General features: G+C 42.1%; 21 protein-coding genes. 4 read left to right on the top strand and 17 right to left on the bottom strand.

What is annotated here, in order from left to right; all coding sequences use genetic code 11:
- The first annotated feature begins 149 nt into the window (after positions 1 to 149).
- Both G601_RS0107165 and G601_RS0107160 read left to right on the top strand, forming a co-directional pair.
- Positions 150 to 1,136, top strand: a complete 987-nt coding sequence (locus tag G601_RS0107165; RefSeq protein WP_026664955.1) for a WYL domain-containing protein — start codon at positions 150 to 152, stop codon at positions 1,134 to 1,136.
- A 28-nt stretch (positions 1,137 to 1,164) separates the two neighbouring features.
- Positions 1,165 to 1,806: a trimeric intracellular cation channel family protein gene (locus tag G601_RS0107160; RefSeq protein ID WP_026664954.1), complete on the top strand. Its 642-nt coding sequence runs from the start codon at positions 1,165 to 1,167 to the stop codon at positions 1,804 to 1,806.
- 140 nt (positions 1,807 to 1,946) lie between these two features.
- On the opposite strand, the gene G601_RS0107155 is transcribed toward G601_RS0107160, so the two are convergent.
- From G601_RS0107155 to G601_RS0107130, 6 genes are all read right to left on the bottom strand, one after another.
- Positions 1,947 to 3,053, bottom strand: a complete 1,107-nt coding sequence (locus G601_RS0107155) for a hypothetical protein (RefSeq protein WP_026664953.1) — start codon at positions 3,051 to 3,053, stop codon at positions 1,947 to 1,949.
- A 16-nt stretch (positions 3,054 to 3,069) separates the two neighbouring features.
- Positions 3,070 to 3,852 carry an ImmA/IrrE family metallo-endopeptidase gene (locus tag G601_RS0107150; protein ID WP_026664952.1) on the bottom strand — a complete coding sequence of 261 codons (783 nt, stop codon included), beginning with the start codon at positions 3,850 to 3,852 and terminating at the stop codon, positions 3,070 to 3,072.
- Between the two features lie 13 nt (positions 3,853 to 3,865).
- A complete protein-coding gene (locus G601_RS0107145; RefSeq protein WP_026664951.1) occupies positions 3,866 to 4,201 on the bottom strand; it encodes a helix-turn-helix transcriptional regulator in 336 nt (111 codons plus the stop codon).
- Positions 4,202 to 4,377: 176 nt separating this feature from the next.
- Positions 4,378 to 4,830: a thioredoxin-dependent thiol peroxidase gene (gene bcp / locus G601_RS0107140; protein WP_026664950.1), complete on the bottom strand. Its 453-nt coding sequence runs from the start codon at positions 4,828 to 4,830 to the stop codon at positions 4,378 to 4,380.
- A 38-nt stretch (positions 4,831 to 4,868) separates the two neighbouring features.
- Entirely contained in the window at positions 4,869 to 5,633 is a 765-nt protein-coding gene (locus tag G601_RS0107135; protein ID WP_026664949.1) for a nucleotidyltransferase domain-containing protein, read from the bottom strand.
- A complete protein-coding gene (locus G601_RS0107130) occupies positions 5,630 to 6,649 on the bottom strand; it encodes a nucleotidyltransferase domain-containing protein (protein ID WP_026493483.1) in 1,020 nt (339 codons plus the stop codon). Before G601_RS0107130 ends, G601_RS0107135 begins: the two co-directional genes overlap by 4 nt.
- Positions 6,650 to 6,824: 175 nt before the next feature.
- Here G601_RS0107130 and thpR point away from each other — a divergent pair, with 175 nt between their 5' ends.
- Positions 6,825 to 7,337: an RNA 2',3'-cyclic phosphodiesterase gene (gene thpR, locus G601_RS0107125; RefSeq protein ID WP_026493482.1), complete on the top strand. Its 513-nt coding sequence runs from the start codon at positions 6,825 to 6,827 to the stop codon at positions 7,335 to 7,337.
- A gap of 47 nt (positions 7,338 to 7,384) precedes the next feature.
- Here thpR and G601_RS26070 read toward each other — a convergent pair whose 3' ends face one another.
- Positions 7,385 to 7,549, bottom strand: coding sequence for a hypothetical protein (locus G601_RS26070; RefSeq protein ID WP_155829624.1), 165 nt, complete (start codon positions 7,547 to 7,549; stop codon positions 7,385 to 7,387).
- 239 nt (positions 7,550 to 7,788) lie between these two features.
- Between G601_RS26070 and G601_RS0107115 the strand changes: the two genes are divergently transcribed.
- Positions 7,789 to 8,022 carry a hypothetical protein gene (locus G601_RS0107115; RefSeq protein ID WP_026664948.1) on the top strand — a complete coding sequence of 78 codons (234 nt, stop codon included), beginning with the start codon at positions 7,789 to 7,791 and terminating at the stop codon, positions 8,020 to 8,022.
- A 587-nt stretch (positions 8,023 to 8,609) separates the two neighbouring features.
- Here G601_RS0107115 and G601_RS0107105 read toward each other — a convergent pair.
- The 10 genes from G601_RS0107105 to G601_RS0107060 all read right to left on the bottom strand — a co-directional run bounded on the left by G601_RS0107105 (position 8,610) and on the right by G601_RS0107060 (position 16,542).
- Positions 8,610 to 8,831 carry a GlsB/YeaQ/YmgE family stress response membrane protein gene (locus G601_RS0107105; protein ID WP_081673441.1) on the bottom strand — a complete coding sequence of 74 codons (222 nt, stop codon included), beginning with the start codon at positions 8,829 to 8,831 and terminating at the stop codon, positions 8,610 to 8,612.
- A gap of 200 nt (positions 8,832 to 9,031) precedes the next feature.
- A complete protein-coding gene (locus tag G601_RS26065) occupies positions 9,032 to 9,184 on the bottom strand; it encodes a hypothetical protein (protein WP_155829623.1) in 153 nt (50 codons plus the stop codon).
- A 204-nt stretch (positions 9,185 to 9,388) separates the two neighbouring features.
- A complete protein-coding gene (locus tag G601_RS26060; RefSeq protein WP_155834484.1) occupies positions 9,389 to 9,544 on the bottom strand; it encodes a hypothetical protein in 156 nt (51 codons plus the stop codon).
- A gap of 139 nt (positions 9,545 to 9,683) precedes the next feature.
- Entirely contained in the window at positions 9,684 to 10,358 is a 675-nt protein-coding gene (locus G601_RS0107090) for an HAD family hydrolase (RefSeq protein ID WP_026664946.1), read from the bottom strand.
- 66 nt (positions 10,359 to 10,424) lie between these two features.
- Positions 10,425 to 11,117 carry an AlkZ-related protein gene (locus tag G601_RS0107085; protein WP_026664945.1) on the bottom strand — a complete coding sequence of 231 codons (693 nt, stop codon included), beginning with the start codon at positions 11,115 to 11,117 and terminating at the stop codon, positions 10,425 to 10,427.
- Between the two features lie 38 nt (positions 11,118 to 11,155).
- Entirely contained in the window at positions 11,156 to 11,458 is a 303-nt protein-coding gene (locus tag G601_RS0107080) for a Dabb family protein (protein WP_026664944.1), read from the bottom strand.
- Between the two features lie 105 nt (positions 11,459 to 11,563).
- Complete coding sequence (locus G601_RS22320) at positions 11,564 to 13,093, bottom strand: S10 family peptidase (RefSeq protein ID WP_196808835.1); 1,530 nt, start codon at positions 13,091 to 13,093, stop codon at positions 11,564 to 11,566.
- A 128-nt stretch (positions 13,094 to 13,221) separates the two neighbouring features.
- Complete coding sequence (locus G601_RS26415) at positions 13,222 to 14,571, bottom strand: ElyC/SanA/YdcF family protein (RefSeq protein ID WP_196808834.1); 1,350 nt, start codon at positions 14,569 to 14,571, stop codon at positions 13,222 to 13,224.
- Between the two features lie 98 nt (positions 14,572 to 14,669).
- A complete protein-coding gene (locus tag G601_RS24840; protein ID WP_051205658.1) occupies positions 14,670 to 15,779 on the bottom strand; it encodes a TlpA disulfide reductase family protein in 1,110 nt (369 codons plus the stop codon).
- A gap of 91 nt (positions 15,780 to 15,870) precedes the next feature.
- Positions 15,871 to 16,542, bottom strand: coding sequence for a vWA domain-containing protein (locus G601_RS0107060; protein WP_026664943.1), 672 nt, complete (start codon positions 16,540 to 16,542; stop codon positions 15,871 to 15,873).
- Positions 16,543 to 16,644: the final 102 nt, after the last annotated feature.

Here is a 16,644-nt window from a genome sequence, read left to right as displayed (position 1 = left end):
TTTGGCTTTGTTGTGATTTAATCATAGCTCAGGAAAATGGATATAAAAAGATGCAGTTAGTTTACATTCTGCAACCCCAATATGATATAATAAATGCGTATATTACGTTTATTATTTCATTTTTCATAACCCCATTTAAGAGGTACTCAATGACTGAGAAATATAAAATATATTTATCTGAGGATACAAGATCAAGACTAATTAACGATGCTGAGCTTTTTGAGTTCACCAAGAAGGACGAAACCGTCAACCTCAACGCATTCCTCAAGGTCCTCATCGTCAATTACTTCGATCAGTACAGACGCGACAGTGAAGCGCTGCTTAATAGCATAATGGCTGACCTCACCGGCATGACCTCCATATCCGATAAGGATGCGTCCCTGCTCGCGGATAAGATCGTCAGCACCTACATAAAGAGCGATAAGGTATCAAACTCCAAAAACATAGCCGTGACCCTTACCGTAAGCGGCTCATCCTATGATATAATCCGGATTATTGAAAACAACATGCTTCGCGGCACTTCCCTTTCGCAGTATCTTAAGGATATGTTCAATTCATATCTTTCCATTCCAAGGGATCGAAGAGAGGCAATCATTTTCAAGGATACCTACGAGGATATAGAAAAAGCGCTCAAGACTCACCACATCATGACCTTCACTACCACATCATCTGAGCGTGATCACTCCTTCACCGTTGAGCCCTACTTCATAGCGCCTTCGAAGGAGGAGCAGTGTAACTACCTGCTGTGCAGAGACATACGCTCACAGACTCCGAGGACCTTCAGAATCTCCAGGATCAGGAGCGCCTTTGTGACGTCAGATATATTTGAGATTGATGAAAATCTGCAAAAAGAGCTTCAGGAAAAGGCTGTCAGAAGTCCTCACTCTGTATCGGCGACCGTATCTGCCGTAGTGAAACTTAATAAATACGGAAAAAGGATGTTCAAGGTAATCACCAAAAACAGGCCTATTGTCTCAAAGATCGAAGGCGATCTCTATTACTTCGACTGGCCTGAGCTGCAGCTGGAGGATTACTTCAAACGTTTGGGAAGAGATGCCGTTGTGATAAAACCGGCTTCTCTTAAGGAAAAGCTGCGTAAATACTACTACTATGCTTTGAGAGAATATAGTAAATAAATTACAGATAATATTGAGGGACTAAGTTATGTCGATATCACTTTTAGTAATTTTTGATTTCATAGGCACAGTTGCCTTTGCAATATCCGGCGCGATCACCGGAATCCATAAGAAAATGGACATATTCGGAGTAAACATTCTCGCCATCATGACTGCCTGCGGAGGCGGACTTACCAGAGACATCGTGATGGGCAATTTCCCGCCGCAGATGTTCATCAATCCGTTCTATGTCATTGTCGCAGCAATTGTGGCAAATATCGTATTTTTTATAATGTATTATCGTAAGGGTATGCCTGCAAAATTCTCAGGCATATATGACAAAGGACTGTTTATCTCAGACACGCTGGGACTTGCAGCCTTCATGGTAGACGGCATTATGATTGGAGCTAACTTTGGATACGAGGATGACCTGTTCCTTCTGGTATTCCTTGGCTTTATCACAGGTGTCGGCGGCGGCGTTCTGCGCGATGTCCTCTCAAACCAGATGCCCGCTATTTTCGTAAAGCATGTTTACGCACTTCCCGTTATTATTGGTGGAATCACCATGGTCATCATGCATGAATTCATGCACACCTGGACCATAGCCATGGTAAGCAGCTTCGCCCTTGTTATCCTGTTAAGAGTTATGGCGAGACACTTCCTATGGAATCTTCCGAAAGTAGAATTATAAAAAACTGGCAGGCTGTATGAACAACACATCATAATCAAAGTTCGCCATATCCTGACCTTCCTTTCATTGAATTACCAAGTTAGTTATCTGAACTTACCTCTCTATTGTAATTCAATTGTGTGCCATTATTTTTTAAAAAATCAGGAATTTTTTATTAAATTATCGGGGAACTGGATCCAGTCAATTATGATCTGTCTTGAATCCCACTCATCATTCAAAGTATTGAACTCATCTTCGGTTATATCGTTCTTCGTATCTTGAGCTGCGGTATAGAGGTCCGTGTAGTCTCCTGTGATATGGATAGGCCTTTCGTAATAGCCCAGGTACTCATCCCCCATGAATCCTCTGTTACCCCAGTCAATATCTCTCAGATCCATGCTGTTTGCGATCTCTGCAACGTCAAAATGCATCCTCTCAGTGCCCCAGTATGCAGCTCCGCCACTACCGTAATTGTAAATGTATCCGTCTGAGCCAAGCCAGAATGATTCCCTGCTTCCGCCTTCGCAGATCTTTACAACCTTTCCATCAACCAGCGCAAAGGCTCTCTCAAACACACTTCCGTTACTCCATTCCGAATCGCTGTCATGCATTACTCCGAAAAGCATCTCATAGGTCCCATCGCTGTCCAGGTCCACATAGGTGTAACCAACATTGTGGAGATCGAAATTGTAATCCATTTCATAATAGGAGCCGGTTTTCATAAAACTGTTCTCCTTATTATCCCTGAGCACCAGACTGCTTCCGGAATAATCGTTACCGGAATTATAGCTCTGGTTCTGCTGTTCCATGACATAGTTATAGGAATCTATAACGCTGGCAAAGGCGTCCGCATAAAGCTCATTATATTTTTCGATCAGCGCCTGATCTGTCAGTCTGTAGGTATACTGACCGTTGTTTTCCTCGAGATATGTACGGTCAAAGGTGCCGTCGCTTGCTGTGGTTGTTTCCGGTACGGTGGTCTCATCTGAAGCTTCTTCTGTTGCAGCCTCTTCCTGAGTTGCAGTATCCTCCTGAGCCTCGTCGGTTGTTTCGATATCTGCTGTACCTGCTGCCGCATCAGTATCTGTAGCAGAAGTATCTGTTTCAGCATCAGCCTTAGCATTCTCCGTAGAGTTAATTTCCGTTGCCCAATCTGTGTCAGATCCGGATTTTGTTTCTACAGCTTTATTTTCTGCAGCTAGCTTAGAACATCCTGCTGCCAATATTGCCGTTCCTAATATAATTCCCCAAATTTTATAATTCCTCAAACCATTTTCTCCTTTATCAATAATTAATAGGTTGAACATCTATCTTGTCGCTGATATCTTCATAAGATAGTTGATAGCATTCCAGCACTTTTTCCAACGTCTCTCTAGGGATCGCGTTATGATTATAATTGTAAATAACGTAATCTATATACTCATACGGAATACCAATCTCATTACTTGCTAAGTTCAATCTGATATTTCCTGATGCGCTGCGAAGAAGATTTCCAACCTTTTTCTCAATCTTTTCATTATCCAAGCGCAATTTCTGGTTTGAACCTATTTTCCCAAGACTTTCAAGTCTGTTAAGTGCCATGTCAAAACTCACACTGAACTCAGACATAATTCTGGCAATATCCATTGCTGATAGCGCTCCATTTTCCTGATTAGCTATCTCAAGATCAAGAAAGCGGGAGACATCATCCGCAGGCATAAGAAGACAGGCTGCAAAATAATTCGCCTCCTGCTCTTTAACATCCATATTGCCTCCAGCAATCGTAGTATTGTTATCAATAAAGGAACTGTTCTCCTTAAAGTGCAATATAACATGCCCAATCTCATGAGCTAAGGTAAAAATCTCCCTTGAAAGTCTATTGGATGAATTTGTAAATATAACCACATCTTCATCTTTCTTAGTAGCAAAACCAAGGTCTGCATTTTCTCCCAGCGGATATCGAAGCAATTTATATCCACATCTGTCACATTCTCTGAAAAGATCCATAATGCCGTAGCGGCTAATCTTACATTTTCCCCTGAAGGCATCTGCTTTAATACGAATTTCTCTTTTTCTACTCTCCTGCATTTAAACACCCCTTTTAATCCATCTCTCTCTGGTGAAGTCGGTCATACATGTGCTTATTTGCGTAGAATAAATCAAGCATATCAAATATTTTATCTGAAGAGGCAGTATCTTCCGCGCCTGTCCTGTATGCAACAGCAGGTGTTTCATCAAGAACTCTTGTAATATCTGCAACTGTTACACTAAGGACCTTAGCAATTCTCGAAAGAATATCAAGTGTGATACTGTTGGCTCCGTTCTCAATACGAGCATATTTCTGCCTGCTCACACCTAGATGTTCAGCCATCTGCTCCTGTGTAATATCGTTTGCAATTCTTAATGCCCTGATTCGGCTTCCTAACATTTTATTCATTACAAAACCTCCGTTCCCGATATGATAATACCATAGATGGATTCAATATCAATATTAAATGTTATAATTTTATAACATTTTAATATTTAAATGTTACATCATCAAAACATAAAAAAGACCGTATGATTTACTCATATCGGTCTTTTTGCTCTATTTTCTTCTCTTCCAAACTTTTCTTACAGTTCACCCAACATTTTCTCAGGATCATCAGCAGCCTTAACCTTATCATTAGCCCTGATGATGATTCCCTCTTCATCTATAAGATATGTGGTTCTCACAACTCCCATGGACACCTTGCCATAGTTCTTTTTCTCCTTCCACACATCATAAGCCTCTATGACCTTGCGCTCAGGATCTGCGAGAAGCGTGAATGCGAGCCCATACTTTTCCTCGAATTTCTTGTGAGAAGCAACTGTGTCCTTGCTCACTCCGAGAACCACAGCTCCCTTCTCTGTAAACTGAGGATATCTTTCTGAAAAGCCGCAGGCCTGCTTGGTGCAACCGGCTGTGTTGTCCTTCGGATAAAAATACAGAATCACCTTTTTACCTCTGTAATCTTCCAGCTTATGCATAACTCCGTTCTGATCCGGGAGCTCAAATGCAGGTGCCTTTGTTCCTACTTCTAACATGAATAACCTCCTTTTCCAACTTTTCTCTTATGTTCATTTCACTTATCCAATATTTCCAAAAACAGTTTTTCCAGTGCTGACCAGTCCCTGTTATGATCATCGGGCAGGCTGTCAGCAATTTCCTTCTGTTTTTCCACCTCTGTCTCGATGAACCTTTTAATCACTGGAAGCTGCGGATTTTCTTCCTTTTCCGTGGTCCTCTTTTTTATCTCAAGCAGCTCATCAATAGCCGTCCTGAGCTCAGAATCAATATCGAGTACAAGAAGATCATCAAACAAAACCGGTGGCGCCTCATGCTTCTCCTCAATATACAAAGCTGCCATCAGCGGCCGCAGCGCATAGAAGTACTTCTTGTATCTCACCATATCACCTGTAAGATACTCGCTATATGTTTTGTTGGCCGTGCCGTAGTAATGATAGACCGCCGATTTTTCTGAAAAATACTGCCTGGACACCTCAGTTATCTTCTTCCATTCAGGAGTTGTTCTATAGACGATAGGAGAGCCGCTCCACTCGAAAAGTGTGGCATTTCCGCGGGCGAACTGCTTCAGCGCCTTTTTGAGATCCCATCCGTTTATATCCAGAACCTCGTCAAGCTGCCACTCAATGACGTCCCTTGGCTCATCAAGCCGAAGATAGTCCTCTTTTTTCCTGACGTAAACAAACCTCACATCATAGTCGCTATCAGGAGATGCGAATCCCCAGGCCCTGCTTCCGGACTCAACCGCATGCAGAATGCGCACGTTTTCCCTCTCTTCAATTTCATCAAGCTTTTCATTTATCTCTTTTTCAATATCTCTCATAACAGTTCACCGGTTGCCGCATATCTGTTGATTCTCTCCACAAACTTCTCAACCTTCTCCATATCAGGGTTATCGGGAAGCCTGGTGTTCGCTGCGGCTTCATCTAATCTTCTCTCATACTCCTCAAGTATTTCATAGAAGTCCTCGGAAAATGTGCCATCCGCCTTCATGAAATCACCTCTGCGAATTGCAAGAAGTGTCGGAAGGTCCTCTGTCCTGTGTGTGATGATCTCGCCCTTTTCAAGAATATCAATTGCCATCATGAAAAGTCTGATAAGGTGCATGGCGTGTTTATTAAGGTGGTTGTCATCCTTTTTCTTGTTGCGTTTTCCTATCTTGTCGTAATCACGAATGACGCTCCTCATCACACCCCAGATATCAGCGTAATCTCTTAGCGCAAAATGCTCGTAATTTGCATCAACAAAGATTTCCGTGTCGAGCTCGGGATTTTCAGCCTTATCGATGTAAAGTCTGATGCTGCCATTTTTTCCATAATATCTTCTGTTCACATCATCAAGGGCATTCATGACCGATTTTAATATGTGCTTCTCCCTGTCACTCTGAGGAAGCGTGTCCCGCGCGATAGCATTCTGGAGCCTGCGAAGCTGCGCATCAGCATATCCCCCGAATGATTTGATAGCTCTTTTAGACAGGAAAATACTGGTGTTATCGATCAGCTCCTGTCCAAGCTCCGACTTGATCAGATACTGGTCCTCGTCAAGCCCAAGAATCTCGCAGGTATTGGGATTGCACTCCAGGAGCAGTTTTACATGCTTGTTGAATCCATAAATAACCGTATCGGTCTTGTCATCCTCGTACTGATCGAATTCAGTCATCCCCAAAAGATCAGAGGGCATCTGAAGTGTCACGCCTCTAAAGTCAATGTCGCTGCCCTCATTGTTGGTCCCGTATGAATAGCTGCCTCCAAGTCCCAGCAGCATTATCCTGTTCCCTAGTCTTTCATTTGTGCGAAGGAAATCGTACTCCTCCGAGTTCATAAGCTTCTTAAAGTCCATCTATTACAAAACCTCTTTCAACTTAATCGGGACATATCATTCCCTGGTTTCCATCTACCATTCATTTATTTTATACTATAAATAACTCTAACATTTATTCTAGCTCAAAGAAATCGTAAATACACATGAAAAAAGCGTATCAACAATAATGATACACTAACAGGAGGATTGTTTTATGCGCTTATTCATTGCAATTATCTTAGACGAGAATATGACAGATGCACTTATCGAGATGCAGGATGATCTTATGAGATCCGGTATAAAAGGACATTTTACAAGACCTGAAAACCTGCACATGACTCTTGCGTTCATCGGTGAAAATGATGAACCTGAAAAGATTGAGGAAATAATGCGGGATGTCCCGCTAAGATCTTTTTCTATCAAGGTTTCCGGAACAAGACGCTTTAAGGATATGGTTTTTGCTAATGTTCTGGATAATCCTGATCTTCACGATTATGTGAAACGCCTTAGAAGGGCTCTTTCTGACAATGATATTGATTTTGACAGGAAAAAATTCATGTCTCATATCACACTTGTCAGAAGAGCTAGCGGCAATAGAGAATTCCCGATTCAGACAGATGCTGAAATCGAAGAAACTATGCGAGTTAAAGGTATTTCGTTAATGAAATCCGAGCAGGGAAAGCACGGAATGATCTACACCGAAATTGGTTATGTTAGGGCATTTTAAATGCCACCAATGTTTCAACCGGGAATTGGTAACCGTTGTTAAAGCGATTACCAAACAAATGTTACTGCGTTAGCTACATCTTCAGAGATAACGTTGTCTTTTACGAGCTTTTTAAGCCACTTATCAAGGTTATCAACCTTGTGATTTGTCTGGATAAAGTGAATGTTATTGCCTTCTACATCATTTGAAAGAAACAGTTCGTACATATACATAAGAGTGACCTCCATTAAATCTTTTTTAATGTTGTTTCATTCATACTGGCCATTTTGAATGTTCTTTTTCGCTTACAGGAAATATATCGATGGGGTACCCCAAATCCTTTAGGGCTTTTTTAAATGTTTTTTTATATCTTTTTTAGAGATGATTTTTGAAATTTTAATTCACAAATAGATGTACTATAATACCAAAGGAATTTGGTCTAGAGATACCGACCACCGCTAAGGAGGAACTTATGAAGTCGATTCTTATTAAGGATACAACAAAGGAAGAACGTGAGCAGATAGTTGCTGAATCTATAGGAAATATCAGCGGATCCTGTGACGGATGTATGGGAGGCCTCGCTGATATGTACCAGCCTTATATCGATGGCTTAAAAGAAATCCGTGATATAAATATGGAGTTTAGGGCGCATTATGAATCCGGAATCGAAGGGCCCGAGAAGGAAACCTGCGGGTATATGAGATAACGCGCCTCAGCTCTATTGGGAAAAATTCCCGGAAGGCCGCTATTACTTAAAGGCCACTATTACTCAACCGGCCGTCATTACTTGTGCAATCTTTCTTTTTGGTTATTTTCACGTAGTACTTTGCATCAATATAGTCTTTTCTACTTGACCTATCTTAGGTTGTAACAAAAGTCGCGTAGTTTTTGATCCAATATCTACTTTTTCTACGCGACTTATCTATGTCTTGGCAATTTTCACGTAATCGCATGCTTCAATGCGGTCATTTCCTACGCGACTAATCCCTGTTCAACCAAATGTCGCGTAGTTCCTACCCGAACGAAAAATAGAGCTACGTGATAAAAAAAGAGCCAAAGTAAAAAGCAAGTAATGGCAACCTCTGCAAGATATCTCCCCACAAAAAATCCGCCCCCGCAAAGAAATCCCCACAAAAACCTACCCCAAAACCCACAAAGCTCCCCCAACAAGAAAGTCCCGTCAAGAATCCCCACCAAGATCCACCCCCCACCAGCAAAACAACAAAAAAATAATCCACACCCAAAAAGAGTGTAGATTATTCTCAATATACTCAATTACCCATTCCCACAATCTTAAAACAGCTTTCTGCCAAGCCAGATACAAATGCAAGCACCAACCACAGGAACGATCAGGCTTCCGATCCATCCTGTTGCAGTAAAGCCGATAAGCTTAAACAGGAAATGTCCTACAACACTACCAAGCACACCAAGAATCATGTTCTTAAGAGTACCTGATTTCTCACCCATAATCTTACTTGCAATAAATCCTGCAAGAAGTCCCCAAAGTAAACTCAAAATCAAAAGTAACAACATCATACTTTCCTCCACTATTTTTGTTCTCTTGTACCATTGCGGCACCATCATCTATGATAGCCTATTTACCATCAAAATCAATGTTTCCGTCGATAAAACAAGTATATAGTGGATTCATGTCAGGATATACATTCATGATTGCAATATCGATAACTATATTCTCCGCATGCAGTAAAATAAGATTATCTTCCTACTGCCAGCTCATCCACAAATCTTATAAGCTCAGCTTCGATTCTGCTGTAATCTGACTCATCAAGTCTGCCAAAAGGCTTTCTGTATGATGCTGTGTCGATGAAACCAATTTCTTCCATAAAGCTTTCAAAAAAACTACGCATAAGCCATATACCTCTCTAATCTATATTTTTTCGTTGTTATCTTCCTGATGATGTAATATTAGCAATCCTTATATCACAGTTTTATCACTCCCTGTCCAACAAATGTCTCAGGCTTTACTTTTTATATAACGAAACAAAAGCGCCAAAATCTTCAGCACAAAGATTCTGACGCTTAGCGTTCCATTTATTCAATATCTGCGCTGATTAAAAAAAGAAATTAGCGCCAAACATCGATACCATCCTGTTGCTGCAGAACATTGAAAGTCTGTCGAGGAACTCATCATGCATTCTGTTATAGGTTGCATCTCTACGTTCACTCTTGATTGTTTTTGTTAAATCCTGTACATCTCGAAATCTCATAATGGATCCTCCTCTCATAAGTTTCTTGGTTACTGATTGTACCACGTGGTGTTTTATATGTTTCTGATAATATATTTACCACACAATAAAAAGCAGACCGCATAATACACTCATAACGGTCCGCTTTACACTGATTTGTCTATAAAAACTCCAAAACATCAAGCTGCTTCTTAGCCTGATCAAATTCCTCAAGTATAGGACAAGGAATATGCGGCTCAAATGCCAGCTCGTGGAACCAGGAGCACTGCACCGGGTGCATTCCCGCTTCTCTGGCGGCATATAATTCTTTTGATCCGCCATCTCCCACATACAGGCACTCGTCTGCTGTTACACACAGAAGCTCTGTCATCTTCCTATACAGCTCAAGGTCCGGCTTGCAAATTCCCAGCTCAAAGGAAATCAAAGCCACATCAAAATACTTAAATATCTCACTATTTCTTATAAAATCTCTCTCATCTGAAAAGGTATTGGTGATAAGGCCAACCTTTATGCCCCTTTTCTTTAGCTCCTGCAGGAGCCTTACTGAATCATCGGGAATTCCATTAAAAGTATCCTCAAGATTCTCTCTTCTTTTTGCGGCAGCCAGCTGCACATTTTCTTCTGTATATGCACCGAGCCTCTTTAAGACAATCTCAAGGCCTTCCTCAATCGTGTATACACCTGTGCTTCTCTCTTTTTCAATGGCATGCCACTCTTTCCTGAAAGCCCCTGGATCAACGCCAACATCTGCTGCGATGTTCTCTCCAAAATATGTTTTCCCCTCAAAAAGCGTAACCAGCGTCTCAAACATATCAAATATGACTGCTTTAATCATGCCTTATTCTCCCTCATGCATTCATACTTTTTATACTCCTCCCTAAGAAGCAAGCTCAAATCATCCTTACCCCTTAAGTAACGCCCTCAGATCCTCCTCATCCATCCTGGGCAGAACCTTTCTGATATGCTTTATGATCCTGTCCAATGACTCCTCGGGACTTCGCTTATAGGCTGACCTGCAGAGCTTATCTCCCCAGAAGCTTTCAGCAACATCGTAGCGGCAATTGCCCCAGCCGTACTCCTCGCCATTTTTGCGCTTACTGTATTCGAAGTTCACCGGCACCACATAGGTCTGCATCTGAAGTCTTGTGATAACCGTCTCGAATCCTTTGTTGCCGCCCTTTTTGTAATTAAGATTCTGCTTGATCTCGCGCGTCAGCATAGCTCCGGAGCCTTCAATATAATTCACGACATCCCTATCCTTGTAGGGCGCGAGGCCATCATCGAACCTGGCATCAAAATCATATCCATCCCTGCGATAATTGCAGAAATCAGGCCATAAATCCTTACTGATAAAGCCGGCCTTCTTTTCAAAAAACTTGCCATACACAAGCTCCCTGTTCTGAAGAACCTCACCCTTCCAGTCCCAGGCATCCCAGCGGACTCTGCCACTCCAGCGTCCCTGATACCAGGCCTCGTATGAAACATTCTCCTCCAGCGAGAATCCCTCTATCCTTCCTGAAAAGAAAGGCAGGAAACCTATCTCATTAACAAGCTCTACCAGATCCTCTCTGCGCCTTATATCCGAATCGATCATCTTTTGAACCCTCATTGATAAAAATCGATAGCCCTAAATCAAACCTCAAAGTCCAGGCAGCTCCTGATCTTTGTATAAGGTCTAACCTTAGTATCAGCTACTGCTACGTGCTCAGGATGAACCGCATAACCCTTAAGCGCATCCTCATTCTCAAAAGTTGAATCAAGCATCAGATCCGCATTGGAAGATGCAAGACCATTTATATTAACCTTGATATCCACAATTCCGGGCACCTTACCCTTTAAGCCTTCGAGCCCTTCCTTGATTCCCTGCTTTACAGATGCCTTCTCCTCTGCAGAAAGCTCATCCTTCAGTGTCCATATAATTACATGCTTAACCATTCCTGTTCTCCTTTCAGTCTGTCATACTATTTTAAATATATCAGAAAAAGAGCCATTCAACAGCAATTAAACTGTCAAATGGCTCGAATTTTGCAAATTTACATATTACTTCGCGTACCACTCTTTTGCGTCTTTTCTGAACTCTTCAAGAGAAGGCTGATGCATGTAGATCATATGGCCTGACTGGTAGAACTTAAAGGATAGATTTTTCCTTGTCTCCTTCTGAAGCGGTACATGGTCATAAACCCATTCCGCACTGCAAAACGGAGTCGCCAGATCGTAATATCCGCCCAATACCCAGACCTTCAGATATTTATTATCGGACATAACCTTATTGACTTTATCCTTAAGGTCCATTATCTGATTATCACTATTATAAGTCCAGTCCATGTTTACCTTCATATTCAATGTATTATATACCCTATCCGTATGATAGCCCAATTCCTCAGAGATATACTGGTTGATCGCAGCACTAAAAGACGCATCAAGAACCGAATCTGAAGGATCATCATAATCCTCTACACTTTTTCCTACCAAAGGCGCTGTATATCGGCTATCGAGCCTGCCTATCATCATTCCTTTATCAGCAAGCAGTTTCATGCAGAAATCAAGAAGGTATACCCTGAGGTTACTCTTTACAACATAGTCCTTATCAAGACCTGTAAGTTCTGAATATTTCCTGGCAACACTCTCTTTTTCAGAAGAACTGATCCTCTCCCCTTTGAAAAGTGCGGTCTGATAATCTTCCTCAGCAAAAGTCCTGGCCTCTTTAAGGAAGTCCTCAAGCTCCATATCCTGATATTTTTTGTCCACTACCTTGTGATAGTAGCCTGATGCAGCCAAAGAAGGGAACAGCAGCACATAGGAAAGATCATTCTGCGTACATTCATTAAGAATAGAAAAATCCATTAAATTTGAAATAAGCATCAGGCCGTTTAGTCCCATAGCAAAGTTTGTTGAGAGATAGTCAGCCAGGGCCACAGAACGAAATGTACCATAAGACTCACCTGCCAGATATTTAGGTGATGACCATCGATTGTTTTTAGTCGTATACAGACGGATGAATTCGCCTATTGAAGCCAGATCCTCCTGATAGTTTGAGAAAAATGCCTCATCAACGCCTTCTCCCACGTGAGAATACCCGGTTCCTATGGGATCTATGAAAACCAGATCCGTAAGATCAAGAATGGAATTTTCGTTATCTACGATTTTAGAAGGGAACTCAGTTGGCTCACCAGCCTCATCCGTTTCTACGCGGCGTGGTCCAAGAAAACCAAGATGCACCCACTCGGATGATGAGCCGGGACCGCCATTATATGCGAAGGTTACAGGCCTTTCACTATTATCCTTTACGCCATCCAAAGTGTAAGCAGTATAAAAAATGAAACATTCGTTGTCATCTGCAGTCACAGGCATCATACCTGCAGTTGCGGTGTAGGCAACCTTCTTACCATCTATGGTAACCTGGTGCTTGGTGGTGACTGTATCTGGATCAGCCTGCTCTGAAGTGCCGGACGGCGCTGCTTCTGCATCAGCCTCATCATTCATACCTACGCACATCGTAAGCATGCTCACCATAAGCACCAGACCTATAAATCTTTTTGCCAGGGATCTTGCGGGAAACATTTTTTTCATAACCATACCTCGCTTAAATTTGATTGTCGCATAACCATTTAACAATCATAATTATACAGTTTCCCGTTTGAAGAAATAATTATCCAATTATAAAAAGACTGGAAAGAAAAGCTAAAGTCCGCCAACCATCAGTGTTTTAAATAAAACTCCACCATTCCGAAAAACTCGCGGACAGTGTAATGAATTCCAACAGGCATAAGAGTCACCGCAGGAACTGATGATACATTCTCATACCCAACCTCATTTGCTATAGAAAGAGCCCTGAGCTCATGAAATCCGTTTGTAACAATGCCGGCACTCTTGGAAGGATCACCTATAATCTCCAGACTGTACTTAAGATTCTCCTCCGTATCCGTAGACTTCTCCTCCAGGATAATCCTGTCCTCAGAGATTCCATAAACCTCAGTAAGCTTCCTTCTTGCGCACTCCGCTTCACTTATGGACTCATGCTTACCCTGACCGCCGGAAGCCACAACAATTGTGCCCTCATTTTCCTTTAAATACTGGGCTGCCTTTTCAATCCTCACTCTGAAGGGGTTAGACGGCTCAGTTCCTCGAAGACCTGCCCCAAGAACGATGATGTAATCAAGGTTCTCCTTAGGCTCAGCTGTCATTGCACCGATAATCTTTGTCTCAGTGAATATGAAAAATGTGAGCAACGCAACAAAAACAGCCCTGTAAATCCAAACCAATACTTTAGGAAGGCGAATGACAGGGCTGCCTTCTATTTTCCTCTTCTGCATAAATACTCTGATAAAGGAAAACGCCGCAATAAGAATCCACAGCCACACCCATGACAGTTTCAGACCGCCGCCATAGGCAAGACATGTGAAAAAGTACATAACAGACCATATCCCCAGAACAAAATAGACATACATAACGGCTTTATCAAAGGTTACCTTGCCGCAGCCGGCATACCTTGAAACCTGAGCCTTGTACTCCGTATACTCATCACCAAATTCCCCTTCAAGGTACTTTTCCTCCTGAAGGATCTGAAGATGAAGCATCACCATGGCCCATACAGTTATCACCATAAGAACCGGATTGTAAAACATGAGCATAATTCCGATGTAGACCAGGTCAAAGCCAAGGAAAGCGGGATTTCTCGAATATTTATATATGCCGTTTTTTATAAGTCCGCGCTTTTCCTCCCTGGCAACGCCTGCTCTCCAGCTGTCCTTCATGGTAATGACCGCAAGAAGGAACACCACATTACCAAGAAAGGCCAGATGCATACCTATGACTCTCCAGATGATGGTAAGCCCTGATGTGCCCAGTACTATTGATATAACCTCGACCACCGGAACTGCGATCGTCGCATACTTCATCACCATCTCGATGTGATAACTTTTATCATGAACCTTACTCTTGGCGATCTGGTTGGTGACAATCCCCTTCCTTCTCTGAATAAACATCTTTGTAAAATAGATTCCATAGAATACCGCAATCCAGAATAATGCTATAAATCTGTATGTCATAATTCTCTCGTAAAAATTCCCTTCATTATATTCACAACAGATATCATTATAGCAATTTATTCTTTTTCAGGCACCTCGGTAACGTCAGAACAGGTGGCCTACTTAGTTATTCCTTCTAAAGCATCATATATCGCGTCCTCATACATGCCGATCCTTGCTCCGACTATGGGCCTTGCAATGATAGTACCTGTTGAATCAACAAGGAACGAAGTCGGCCATCCCTGGCTCATATCGAATATCTCCGCCCATCCATCGAAGGGAAGAATGTTGGTATAGGTGCAACCAGCTTCAGCAAGTCGTCCCTTGCCTTCCTCTATCGTTTCATCGTCATTTCCATCGCCCAGGAATCCAACAATTGCACAGTTGTCTTTAGTGATTCTGCCATTTATCTCCTCGAGCTCCGGAAGCTCTGAGATACACCAGCCACACCAGGTAGCCCAGACATTTATCATAGTGATATCGTGCTCAGCAAACAGATCCTCACTCTTAATGGGATTTCCGTCAATATCCGTGGTTTCAAAGGAAATCTTTTTCCCGATAATTCCCTGGAACATTCCTTCGGGCTTATAATAATCTGCATTTTCAATTATCGAATCAGCATAAGAAAGGAGCACATCATACTCTTCTTTAAATTCCGGCTCGAGATTTTTGTAATTCTCGTCTTCAGCCAATATCGATCTAAAGAAGGTGCAATCATCAACTGTAACGATCTTGTCAAGGTCACTCTCCTTTGCACTCTTATCATCAGCACCATAGCCTTCAAGCATCGTATTAACAATTTTAATAAGATCAGAAGCGTCCCTGTTTTTATCTATTGCGACAATTTCGAAGATCGGCAGCTGGCAGCCATAGTATTTGTCCATCTCTTCCTCGGTGCGGTCTTCTTTTGCCTGAAGAGCCTCAACATCCTCCTGCGTCATTCCGCGATAGGTAGCCTCTACCAGGTATACTCCGTCACCGGAAGTAAGATCCGTTGCAGTAAAATCGACAATGCCCTTTGACTCAGTATACTCAGGTGGAAGATAAAGCGTAACGCCCTCGTCCTTAAATTCATTAGGCGTAACATTATCCATGTCAACTTCTCTTCTTGAAACCTCAGGCGCCTTGGCATTTACCGCAGAAGCCTTCATGCCACTGCCGCAAAGTCCTGCCACCATACTCATAGCAACTGTTTGTACACATAAAAATCTGATAACCTTATTATTCATAAGCATAATCTCCCATTGTTAGAAAAACACTCTACATGGGTATTATAAAAAACAACCATAAAGCTGCTATGACGTTTGTCTTAAAGTTTTATTATTTATGACGCATAGCGTAATCCATGCGAATTTCATCATCCCAGCCGCATAAATCAAGCTCTTCTTCCAGATCCATGTCACTATCCGCCACCATCACAGAGCAAACCGCCTTGGACACACCGGCGTAGAGCTTCTCGGTACCCATCGCATCATGCATATAGTTGACAGCCCTTTCCTTTTTAATACCAAACCTCTGAGCCTCAGCGTAGGAATCGATATTCGCACCTATGAAAATAAACTGCCATCCATACTTCTTCTGCTCATGCTGGATCATCCTCTTAATCTGACCGTAGGAATATCTGCAGCTGGCATTCTCCATTCCATCAGTAGTTATTACGAAAATAGTCTTCTCAGGCTTCTCGCCCTTAGGTGCGTGTCTGTGAACATTAACCGTGTGCTTGATCGCTCCGCCAACTGCATCAAGAAGCGCTGTGCAGCCTCTGACGTAGTACTCCTTAGGAGTAATATCCTTAACCTCTCTGATATCGACTCTGTTATGTAAGACCTCTGTCGCATCATCAAAAAGGATTGTTGAAACATATGCCTTTTCCCCAGTCTCACGCTGCTTTTTTATCATGGAATTGAAACCACCAATTGTATCCAGCTCAAGTCCGCCCATTGATCCGCTTCTGTCCAGAATATAAACAATCTCTGTATAACCTTTACTCATATCTATACCTCCATAGTCTCAAACACTTATTGTTCAATACTCCTCTGCAGCGGAGCTCTATCTGATAGTGTCATGTTACTACTAAGGCAAATAAAAATGGTC

It is taken from the genome of Butyrivibrio sp. FC2001, assembly GCF_000424125.1.
In the GTDB taxonomy this organism is placed as follows: Bacteria; Bacillota; Clostridia; order Lachnospirales; family Lachnospiraceae; genus Butyrivibrio.
Note: the sequence above shows the minus strand (reverse complement) of the source record. Positions and strands in the feature narration are given on the sequence as shown.